This is a genomic window from Vibrio sp. 10N.286.49.E11, assembly GCF_041469505.1.
Lineage (GTDB): Bacteria > Pseudomonadota > Gammaproteobacteria > Enterobacterales > Vibrionaceae > Vibrio > Vibrio crassostreae_C.
The window spans coordinates 63,639-75,129 of sequence record NZ_JBFRKQ010000002.1 but is presented as its reverse complement, the minus strand read 5'-3'; the positions used below and the strand labels follow the sequence as shown (position 1 = coordinate 75,129).

At 42.4% G+C, this 11,491-nt stretch carries 9 protein-coding genes; 6 read left to right on the top strand and 3 right to left on the bottom strand.

Translation table 11 applies throughout. The annotated features are described in order from the left end of the window. Positions 1 to 284: 284 nt before the first annotated feature. From pdxY to AB4167_RS00550, 5 genes are all read left to right on the top strand, one after another. Positions 285 to 1,142 (top strand): pyridoxal kinase PdxY, encoded by an 858-nt coding sequence (gene pdxY / locus AB4167_RS00570; RefSeq protein ID WP_017060057.1) that lies wholly within the window; start codon positions 285 to 287, stop codon positions 1,140 to 1,142. A gap of 213 nt (positions 1,143 to 1,355) precedes the next feature. Further along, on the top strand, positions 1,356 to 2,528 hold the full coding sequence (locus AB4167_RS00565) for a patatin-like phospholipase family protein (protein ID WP_017060058.1): 1,173 nt from the start codon (positions 1,356 to 1,358) through the stop codon (positions 2,526 to 2,528). A 17-nt stretch (positions 2,529 to 2,545) separates the two neighbouring features. Continuing rightward, entirely contained in the window at positions 2,546 to 2,971 is a 426-nt protein-coding gene (locus AB4167_RS00560; RefSeq protein ID WP_102394485.1) for a hypothetical protein, read from the top strand. A gap of 158 nt (positions 2,972 to 3,129) precedes the next feature. Next, a complete protein-coding gene (locus AB4167_RS00555; protein WP_372135966.1) occupies positions 3,130 to 4,035 on the top strand; it encodes a LysR family transcriptional regulator in 906 nt (301 codons plus the stop codon). A 261-nt stretch (positions 4,036 to 4,296) separates the two neighbouring features. Next, a complete protein-coding gene (locus AB4167_RS00550; protein ID WP_017069662.1) occupies positions 4,297 to 5,448 on the top strand; it encodes a BamA/TamA family outer membrane protein in 1,152 nt (383 codons plus the stop codon). Positions 5,449 to 5,531: 83 nt separating this feature from the next. Here the strand turns inward: AB4167_RS00550 and AB4167_RS00545 are convergent, their stop codons facing one another. The 3 genes from AB4167_RS00545 to AB4167_RS00535 all read right to left on the bottom strand — a co-directional run bounded on the left by AB4167_RS00545 (position 5,532) and on the right by AB4167_RS00535 (position 10,001). Next, positions 5,532 to 6,089 carry a PhnA domain-containing protein gene (locus AB4167_RS00545; protein WP_017060062.1) on the bottom strand — a complete coding sequence of 186 codons (558 nt, stop codon included), beginning with the start codon at positions 6,087 to 6,089 and terminating at the stop codon, positions 5,532 to 5,534. A gap of 229 nt (positions 6,090 to 6,318) precedes the next feature. Further along, positions 6,319 to 8,739: a VolA/Pla-1 family phospholipase gene (locus AB4167_RS00540; RefSeq protein ID WP_372135965.1), complete on the bottom strand. Its 2,421-nt coding sequence runs from the start codon at positions 8,737 to 8,739 to the stop codon at positions 6,319 to 6,321. 14 nt (positions 8,740 to 8,753) lie between these two features. Further along, on the bottom strand, positions 8,754 to 10,001 hold the full coding sequence (locus AB4167_RS00535; RefSeq protein ID WP_050654485.1) for a porin: 1,248 nt from the start codon (positions 9,999 to 10,001) through the stop codon (positions 8,754 to 8,756). A gap of 358 nt (positions 10,002 to 10,359) precedes the next feature. On the opposite strand from AB4167_RS00535, the gene AB4167_RS00530 reads away from it, so the two are divergent. After that, a complete protein-coding gene (locus AB4167_RS00530; protein ID WP_017060065.1) occupies positions 10,360 to 11,442 on the top strand; it encodes a site-2 protease family protein in 1,083 nt (360 codons plus the stop codon). The last annotated feature ends 49 nt before the right edge of the window (positions 11,443 to 11,491 follow it).

Sequence of the window (11,491 nt, the reverse complement as noted above, 5' to 3'; positions counted from 1 at the left end):
CACCACGAGTACGAGCTAATCGGCCGTGCAACACGCACTGTATTGGATGAGTACTTCGCTGAGTTTCAAGACGCATAAGTTCAAGTCTGGCTTAGAATCAAATACATGATTTAAAGCCGATGACGTCCAACTCATTAAGAATAAGCCTCGGCGATGTCGAGGCTATTCCGACCAAATAAGCACAGTGGTTAGATCGATAAAACTTCCTATCTTGATGTTCCGTTGTGTTTATTTAGTCGTCTTATCCAAGTATTCAAATCCATTTCAAACTGAAAGAGCGACGCATGAAAAGCATTATTTCTATTCAATCTCACGTGGTTTACGGGCATGCAGGAAACAGTTCTGCGGTTTTTCCAATCCAAAGAATGGGACTCGATGTGTGGCCAATCCACACTGTTCAGTTCTCTAATCACACTCAATATCAACAAGGTTGGACCGGGCAAACATTCGGCTCAGATGATATTCGAAACTTGATTCGAGGCTTAGACAACATCAACGTACTGAAAGACTGTGGTGCGATCCTATCGGGTTATCAGGGAAGCGCAGACCAATGTAAAGCGGTTGCCGAGTCGGTTAATTTAGTTAAAGAAAAGAACCACAGTGCACTCTATGTTTGTGACCCTGTAATGGGTGACCCAGATAAAGGTTGTATCGTTGAGGATGGCGTTAGAACCGCCATTACTAAACACTTGCTTCCTATAGCCGATGTTATAGTGCCAAACCAATTTGAACTAAGTGAATTGACCGGCATTAAAATCCTCTCCCTTTATGACGCGGTTACAGCATGTAAGAAAGCATTGGAGCTTGGTCCAAAGATGGTGCTCGTGAAGCATCTTCACTCATTACCCGATGACGCGTTCAGTATGATTTTAGCAACGAAAAAGGCATGTTATTTAGCCCAACGACCGAACATTGAATTTGCTCAACAACCGGTTGGTGTCGGTGACCTTATCTCTGGCCTGTTTACCGCAGGGTTAATAAAGAGAATGTCTCCCGTAGCTGCATTCCGACATGCAAATAACGCGGTCTATGGTGTGTTGGAGCTAACTAAAAGCTATGGCACTTGGGAGCTACAAACAATCAATGCACAATATGAATTTGTAGAGCCTACCCACGATTTCAACGTGGTCAAAATCGGGTAGAGCGTTTAACTCCGATAGTGGTGGAGGGTGTACCTATTCGATGGGTCGCATCCTACAAACGAGATTACGAGCTAAGACTAAACCTAGCTATATTACTCCCAGAAAGAGACGGACTTCACTTTATCCCTATTTATTAACTTCTCTGTTTATAGCTGTTCTTTTGATTAAACAGAGTCTCTGAATCATTTTAGAAAATATTAAATGAGCCTAATTATGAACCGTCTAATTTCCTCGGGTTTTACCGTTGCTTTGTCATTACTTGTAGTGGCATGTAGCTCACCCCACACGTTGGATGTACGCGTACACAAAGACAATTACAAAGAAGTGGTTGTAGAAGAAGCGATATCAGTAAAAGAGCCATTGCGTATGTGGGCGAGTGAGAACCCAGACTTCTTATACTCTCCAATCGATCAAACAACGCCAATTAAAGTGTCAGGTGAGCAACTAAATATCTTAGCTTTGTCAGGAGGCGGCGCGAACGGAGCCTTTGGAGCCGGTATTTTGATAGGGCTGGAAGAATCTGGCCAATTGAAAGACTACTCAATAGTTACTGGCATCAGTGCAGGAGCGCTAATGGCACCATTTGTATTCATCGGCGGAGATGCATTTCCGAAGATGAAGGAGGTGATGTTAAACATCAATGACAAATCAGTGCTCGGCAAAAAGAACTTTTTAAACACCGTGTTTAAAGATGCTTTTACTGACGGTAAAAACTTGAATCAATTTATCGCTCAGGCGTTCCCTGAACCGATGATCGAGCAAATTGCTGCGCGACACCGCAACGGTAAGCGTTTGTTTATTGGTAGCACACACTTTGATTCTGGAGAGCTTGTCATTTGGAATGTGGGCGCAATTGCAAATAGTGACATGCCAGATAAGTCTGAACTTATATATAAGGTTTTAGCAGCAAGTGCTTCTATTCCTGGAGTCTTCCCACCGCAGTTTATCAATGTGAAGTACGAAGGTAAAAGTTATGAAGAACTTCACGTCGATGGTGGTTTAGCCGCTCAAGTATTTTTCAATCCATCTAACTTCGACTATCAGCAGATCTCAGATGCTCTTGGGTTAGAAAAACCACCACAGCTCGATGTTATTCGAAATGGAGCACTGAAAGCGCCGTACCACTCGCTGAGAGATAAGGGTCTAGATTTAGTAGCAAAGAGCGTATCAAGCCTGACTCTTGCTCAAACACGTGGTGATTTATATCGAATGAAATACATCTGTGAAATCAACAACATTGATATGCAATTTACTTACATCGAGCACGACTTTGGTTACGCCAAACGAACCAAAGACATGTTTGATGAACACTATTTATTAACCATATACGAATATGGTTATCACAAAGCAACTCAGGGCAAACCTTGGGTAACAGAATTACCTTAATTTAGGGATATCGTAAAATGAATAAAACAGTTTTAGCGCTACTTATCATGGCAACGTCTAGCGCTGCCATGGCACAAAATGTGACCTCAATGGAACAGCAAAAAGTCGATAACGACATGCTACAACTGGCCGACGTTCAACAAGAAGCGGCGTTGTTCATGGTTGAAGAAAATTCAGACTACGTGGAGATTGACTACATTGGTCAGTGGGTTGACGTGAACAATTACGTCACACACAAAGAAGCTAAAGAACGCCAGCTTCAAAAGACCACCAAGAAATACATTTACTCGCAAACAGGTGAAACTCTAGAATCCATCGAGCAGCGAATTGCTGAGCATATTCAAGTGGACCAACCTAGATATTTCAGTGTCGATGTTTACCGTAATTACCACGGTGATTCTGGGGACTTTAACTATCTAGCTCGAGTTATCGAATACATTTAAGTTATTCGTTTGACATCAACGATAAAACCTACTAGCTTACGTAGGTTTTTTTGTTTCAAATTGAAGAATTATTTTCACTAATATTATTCTGACAAAGTAGATATTTCGCCAACCTGTGATAATTTAAATACATAACGATTAAAAGTAAGCACAACAAAATGAATTTCAGCATTGAACAACTTCTCGCGTTCGTTACCGTTTATGACCAACTCTCTTTCAGCAAAGCCGCCGTTAAACTCAATAAACACAGAACGACAATCGGGCAGGTTATTACTAACCTTGAAGACCAACTCGCGGTAAGCCTATTTGAAAGGGTTGGGCGCTCTGTAAAGCCGACAGAAGACGGGCATCTTCTTTACCATTACGCTAAACAAACCATTGAACAAGCTCGTACCTTCGATAAGGTAGCATTGAGCCTCTCTTATGGCGGGTTGGAAAACATCACCTTTGCTTATTCTGGTGTGATACCTCATCAAATGCTTTTGGATATTCGAAAGAAACTGCGTCGTGATTTCCCGATGATGCGAGTGAACTTTTTAATCCGAAACAAAAAGGATATTAAGAAGGGCCTTCAAAGTGGCGAGTACCACTTTGGATTAGTCAATGTGCATGACAGCCGGGGTATACACAGCTTTGATGCGACTTTTCTAGGTCACATTGAGTTTTCCCCATTCGTTCAAAAAAATGGTGAGTTCTCATCTTTGGCGCAAGAGGATGTACTTTTAGCGTTAAGAAATTCAAAGCAGTTTATCTTGAGATCGTTTATTGAAGAGGGAATGTCAGAAAAAGTAACCATCAGCTCCGATAACGAAGAAGTCGATCAATTGACGTTAGTTATTAAAATGGTTGAAGCCGGTTTAGGGTGGGCACTGTTACCAAAAACGTTTGCTCATTCTGAATTTTCCCATTACGACATTGAACCTATACAGTCGTCTGAAATGCACCAAGGATTCAAATTCGGTTTTGCGCTTTGGTGCAATCATTCTAAGCAAGTGAAGGATGTAAAATTATCGGTTTTATCTGTTATACAAGAACATGTTGATCGAGTATTGAGTCAATATTAGCAAAGGAAGAATGTAGGTAACTTATTAATAGAGGCTCATTTATATGAGCCTTTTGCGTTTCTGTCATCTCGAAAGCTCTTTAATTTTGTAGGGCGACATCCTCTATATAGGAGTAGGGCAACACCATTATTTGGCCTATTCTATGCCCGTCGATTAAGGACCCCCTTTATTGGCAATAAGTGTTTAATTTCTATGTTTATTGCAAGGAAGCAAACTTTCGGCCGGGTTTCGTCACCCGGTCTTTTTTATGAGGCAAATTTTATGACTCGCTGCGGCGGCATTGTTCTTCTTTCCTGCTTTTTATTTACAACATCTTCTTTCGCATCGTTTTATGATCCTGTTGATGGTCAATTTGATATGGGGCATCACCTTGCGGAAAACGCATATGGCTTTTTGCCTATCCCAATTTTGATTACCGAGCCTGCGGTGGGGTACGGCGGCGGTGTGGCTGGTTTGTTTTTACATGAGACGGATGAGGAAAAGCGACAAAGAAAGCAAGCTGCTCTTTCTGCCATAGATGGTGGTGCGCAGTTAGTACCCTCAGCAATGTCAGTAGTGGGCGCAGTAGGGACAGAGAACGAAACTTGGTTTGTATTTGGTGGCCATAGACGATCTTGGATGAATGATTCCATTCGTTACACAGGAGGCGGCGGCTTTGGTGTTGCGAATTTGGATTTGTACACATCAATCAACTGGGGCCCCATAGATCATGACCTTAGAATAGGCACGTCAACTTCGGTAGCCGTACTTTCACAAAAGGTGCAGTTCCGGATTGGGCATACGCCTTGGATGTTGGGAATAAAGCAGTTATTAGCTAAGTCTGAGATTGAATTTGATAACATGGTTTTAGACCGAATTTTGGGTAACGAATCGGTTACTTCTGGTTTAGGGTTGGAGGCTGAATATGACACAAGAGATAATTTATTTTATCCAACCAAAGGTTACAAATTGTCTGCAGATTACATGGTGTACGACGATGCGATTGGCAGTGATTACAATTACCGAAATTTGAACATAGATGGCGAAGCCTATATCCCAATTGCCAATAAATGGACGTTAGGCTTGGCTGCAAATTATCAAAGCTTCGAACAGCAAGACCTGTTTGTATCACCCACAGCGAAACCGTACGTGTCGTTACGCGGGGTGTCATCTTATCGGTACCAAGGAGATGAGATTGAAACAATTCAAGGCCAATTGACGTATAGCATCACTCATCGTTGGAAGGTGTCTGGGTTTTACGGTTCAGGGGTTGCAAAGCAAGATAACGGCATAAGCCACGACAGTACCGTCAATGCCGGAGGTGTCGGCTTTCGATACCAAATCGCGAGACGTTACGGTTTGCACCTTGGGATGGATTATGCGCAAAGCCATGAAGAACGCGCTATCTACTTTAACGTAGGCAGTGGTTTCTAGAACAACGGAATAGGTTAAATTTTTCCAAGAAAAAAGGCGCTAATTAGCGCCTTTTCGTTTTCTATCACTTTCTTACAGTAAGATTACTTCTTACGGCAGAACTCAGCGATTACGTACATTGATTGACCGCCGTTTGTTTTACCAGAAACAAGCTTAGGATCGTCACCAACGCTGATACCACGAATAACAGTACCTTGCTTAATCACTTGGTTAGTACCTTTGATTGGCAGGTCTTTGATTACTGTTACGTCGTCACCTTTCTTAAGTTCAACGCCATTCACATCAAGAGGCTTGTCATCAGCAGACATGCCGATTTGTGCCCAAACTGATGTTTCTTCTTCAAGGTACATCATGTCTAGCGCGTCCTGAGCCCAGCTTTCTGTGTTCAGACGAGTAAGTTGACGCCATGCCGTTACTTGAACTGGCGCTTCCTGGCTCCACATGCTGTCAGTCAGACAACGCCAGTGGTTGATATCTTTAGGATCGTCAATCTCACCAAGACATTTGTCACATACCATGATGCCGTGATCCACTGTTACGTGGCTGTGTGGCGGCACTGCGTATGCAGTAAGAGAAGAATCAGAACCACATAGTTCACATTTAGATTGGCAGCGTTCTAGCATAGTAGCTTCAGAAGACATAATGGACTCACAATTATTAGGTATTAAATTACGGGGCTATTATCCACTTTATTTACAATAAAGAAAGAGGTCGTACGGTATTCTGTCTTGATTAATTTTAGCTGAGATCAACCATTTGTGTTTTAAAGTTTTATGCAAACGGTTAACTAGGGAAATTGTTCGAACGGCAGATACAAAAATGCCAGCGGTTAGGCTGGCATTTGGTTTAGTGAATAAGCTAAAGTCTTAGTTATTCCAATAAAGCATCCGGTGCTGCTGCATCAAGGCTATCCGATTCTAAGAAATCAGCTACTTGAGCTCTCATTGATAGGGTATGAGTGGCATCAGAAAGGTCTGCTTGCGGTCCGATGATCGTAGAGTGCTTAGCCGTTTCGTTATACTGAACAAACACTCGGTTTCCAGTTGAAGTGCTAGCTTTTGTAGAGTCATCCAACCCTAAAGTTGAATCTAATCCTTCAGAACCAACAAACGAAGCCGTGTAAGACAATGGTTTATCGTTATCATCATTACCATTGTTTGGTACAGTTTCGTCGTTTTGCGACTGGATCAACAACGTTGGATAGCTAGAACTAAATGATGACAGGTCCTCAGTGTTTGCTAGTGAATGTGGATCGACCGTGTCAATAAGGGTTTGAGCGGCGACTTTAAATGCAACTAATTCAGTTTCAATTGCTGCGGCGCTGGTTGGGTTTCCAGTAGCAAAAGCGGTATAGCAATCGCCATCTTCAATGTCGTCCGTAGTACAAGCTGAAGCCACTGAATCCCGATACGTTGCATTTAACTGTTTAGCCAGATTGTGTTTGATTTCAGGACCAAACGTTTCAGAAGCAAACAATAATTCGGCTATGTGACCACCTGAATTAGCATATACCGCCGAGCTAAATTTATGTGTGCCAGCAATTTCTGATGTCGCAACAGAAGTAAATCCGGTAATGCCACCCAATGAGTGGCCCATAAACTTAACGGTTGTGTCTTTTACATCAACTCCGGCTAATGGTGTACCAGTAAAGTCATTACCCACTTTTTCAAGTGCCATACGAAGACCTATTACATCAAGCGCACTTTGACGAATATTGTCACGGGCAACAGGCAAAGCACTTAAATTCAAGTAGTACAGAGCATTATCGTTAGTTGAAATAGCACCTCCGGCAAGTGAACGAGACCCATGAATAGGGTGGTCAATTGCAATGACAGCAAGACCTTCAGCCGTTAAATTAGCCGCGAATGCATACGCGTTTTCTTTTACAGAGGTAATACCGTGCTGATAAATGACTACACCTGAAGGCGTGCCAGTTGTGGGTGTAAACAAAAGCACATCAACAGCTTCGAGTGATTTAATTTGTGGTATTGGTGAATATTGAGTGACAAGACGTTCACTATCTAGAGCTGTTCCACTTGCGTCCTTTGTGAGTGTTTTTCCCATTAAAGTCGTGACATCAGCTGCGCTAAGGTTTGTTGGGTCTAATCCTAATTTAACCAACTCTCCACCAACGAAAGAACTTGTAGAGCTATCCGTTAGTGCGCTTTTGATAACCGCTAAACTGTCCAATGCTGATGCAAATGGCGTTGTAGAGAACTTAGTTGGATCGGTTTCCAAGAAATATGGGAGTTGAACAGTACCTTTAGTCACGTTTACCGACGTAGTGCTGATACCAGCGTTAGAGTAAAGGAGATTTATGCCTCCAATCAAAGTGGCATTTTCTGTTGCATCGTCATCGGCAAGATATTTTTTAAAGTCAGCATCTGCAGCGATTGCTGTGGCAAACGGAACTGTTGATGAAGAATCTAGGCTAAGATTATAAGCGTTTGACAGATCGACACTATTTGGGTTTGCACTGCCATTCCAATAAGTCGAAAGTGGGGCTCCAGCATCAATCATTCCACCAATCAACGATGCTGTAGAGGCGAGAACATCACCAACAGAAGTTGTAGTAAACCAAGCTGAATACACAATCTTTTCCGCATCAACACCAACAGCCGCAGCTATAGCTTCTTGACCTTTAATTAAAGTTTGCGCACTAGCTAAGTCACCGGTTGAATAAGTTTTAGTGGCTGTTTTGAGAGCCGCATAGCTTTGCGATGTACCTACTGGGTTACCATTTACATCTGTAACATCATCAGTAACAACAAGCAAATATTCAGACTTCTCATCAAAAGGAGTATTAGGTGTAATTGCTAGGTTTGAGCCTACTTTGTAAACTGTGTATTCAGAGCTAGCAACAGGTGTTGGTACTTGAGCCGCTGTGGATGTGTCTGTTAGCTTTTTAGAAAGCTTCAACAATGTCACTCCGGAAGTAACAACTCCAGGAGTATCACCAAAACCGTCGCCTTCAAACTCGATGTAAATTGGCATGCTGGTCGAAAAACCATCGGCATAATTTAATGCTGCTTTTGGGTTAGAAATGCTATCGTCGCCACCTGTTGGGATCGCTAACGTGCCATCTGTAGAGTCAAATAATAGGTTATTGCTTAAAGGAACTGATGCATTACTACCTTGCAAGAGCATTTTTTGAGTTGTCGCTCTTGCCAAAGACGTTTCTAGATAGGCTTCAAGTTGTTGGTTACTTGTTACCGAACTTTCGGTGTTGTCGCCACAACCTGCTAGCAGGATCGCTGAACATAGTAGAGAGATCTTAAAGTTACGTTTCATGATACGATCCTGATTTAGTTAAAAGTGTAGTTAAGCTGAACTGAAGAAAGGTAAGCGGTACCTTCTGCTTCGAAAGTCCTTTCTTGCTGAGCGCCATTTGTCTCAGTGAACTCACCGTCATCACTTACAACAAGTGCGAATCCTGCATCGACAGTCATATTTTCGCTCCAAACATAAGTGAAGCCAGCGCTATACCACATACGATCACTATCAGGAATGCTTAAAGTTGCTTCACCAGCTTGTTCGTCATAAGCGTAACCAGCTCTTAATGTCCACTTACTGTTTAGTTGGTACGTTGCGCCTAGTGAATATCGATTGTTGTCTTCATATTTTTCAGGTTTGTAGAAGCACTGACCTGCTACACCGTTGTCAGTACAATCTGGACTTGTTGCTTTTAACTCCTTAAAAGTACTCCAATCAGTTTGTTGCCAACCGTAGTGAATTGCCCATTGTTCGTTAAGTTGGTGAAATGCTGAAAGCTCCAGAATAGAAGGAAGCTCGATTTGAAGACGACCATCAACCTTGGGAGATGTTGCTCTACCTGAATCGTAGCTGGTAAATTCACCGTCATCGAAATCAAGATCAACAGAAGAGCGGTAAGCGATACTAAAGCGATTGTTTTCGTTCAGCTCATACATCGCGCCAACATTCCAACCATAGGCAAATGTTTCACCGGTCATGCCTATAAGTTTGTCAGATGGATTTCCACCAACAAAGTTAGCGAGCTCGCCTTTATGGCGAGTAAGTTCAGCTTCCGCATACACAAGGTTTAAACCTGCACCAACGCTAAATGATTCATTCACGCGATACGCAATATTTGGATTTAGATTTACAGATAAGAGCGACGTATCACCAGCCATATCACCTGCCGAGATGTCATCAGGGTAATCCGTAGCAACACCATAATTGGTGAACATACCGATACCCCAAGCCCATTTTTCGTTGATTGGGCTGATGTAATATGCGGCTGGCACGACTTGTAATGGAGCAACATCTTTTGAATGCTCGTTAGCGTCAACGTCGTAAACGTTAACCTCTGGATCAACGATAGAAACTGCGCCTGAAAATTGGGCTGTATCAAATAGGGTCATTGCGGCGGGGTTTCTCGCTAGTACACTCGCGTTATCAGCTACTGCACCTTCACCTGAAAAGGCACGACCAAGACCTGAGGCAGAATGCTCAGCAACTTGGAAACCAGCCGCAAGTGAGTTACATGCAAATAGTACTGAAAGTGAAACGAGAGAGCGTTGTATTGTTTTCATCCTTGACCCTCCTAGGGCATCGAATTTCGTTATTATGGTTTGAAAACACACTGAGCATTTTTGGTGTTGAAGCTCTAATGTAAATGGTATGTTAAATTCATGTTTTATATAAAGTCAAAGAAAGAGTTGTTATTTTGTGAGGTTATGTTTTAAAGGGGTGGCACTTTAACATCGATAATATAAGTATAATCAATAATTTATTCGTGGTTGGAGGTGTGACCAGAGTGTTTATGCATCGTTGCGGTATAAATAGTGTTCAATAGCTCAATATGTAACAACTTTGTTTCTGTTTACCACCATTCGCTAAATCGGCATAATATCGACACTCGTTAGAAGTCATTAAATTGGAATTTTAAGTTTGGAATTACTCGCGATAGAGTTTCTTGGAAAACCGCTTCGTTTAGAAGGATCAATGGCAGGGTGGCAACAGTTGTATTGGGATAACACTTTGGTATCTCAATTAGATGCGACCACAGACCAAGAAGACGCCCGAAAACACGAATTTACACTACGCGCTGGCGAAGAAACGTTGCAGTGTCACGTTGAATCGACCGTTCAGTGGCAACCGTTTGAGATGACGTATAAAGCGTCGGTGAATGGGCAAACCATTACCGAAGGCAATCGAAACACCAAAGATATTGAACAACAAACTCCTGTTGTCGCTCCTAAACCAGAGAAGCGTTTTAGCTTAATTGGGTTGGTGTCGCTTGGTATGAAAGCGCTTAAAAGCGCCAAGCTAATCAAGGTCGTACTTGCTTCTGCGAGTTTAGCGGCCTATTCATGGTTGTTTTCAATTCAGTTCGCTTTGGCCTTAATCGCCTGTTTAATGTTCCATGAGTACGGTCATATTAGAGCGATGAAATACTTCGGCATGAAAACCAAAGGGATCTATTTGATACCATTTCTTGGTGGCTTGGCGTTATCCGATGAAAAGATTAATACGCGTTGGCAAGATGTGGTTATCTCAATCATGGGGCCATTGTTCGGCCTGATATTGTCGTTAGTATTTATGGTGCTGTATTGGGCGACTGGCGAAATGTTCTTTGCCGGCCTTGCAGTATTTAATGCTCTATTAAACCTGTTCAATCTATTGCCGATTTTGCCTCTCGATGGCGGACATGTTCTTAAAAGTATCAGTTTCTCGATGAACAGTGTGCTTGGCATTGTACTTTGTGTCGCGGCTGCCGTTGCTGGTGTGGTATTGAGTTATCAGTTGAATTTAACTCTGTTTGGTTTCTTATTGATCATGGGCAGTGTTGAAATACTGTTTGAATGGAAAGGACGTCATCACAGTCACTTGTTACCGTTAGACAAATACGGGCAAGTCGTGTCGTTCGTTTGGTATGTAGGTTTAGTGAGCAGTTTGATTGGTGTTATCTGGTATTTTGCATCTACTGGTGATCAGCTATTAAGCCTACCATTACAAATTCTTGGTACTTAACGAGTGAGTTTCTGTTGTTGGAATTATCCAGCTGCTTAGTGCACTTGAA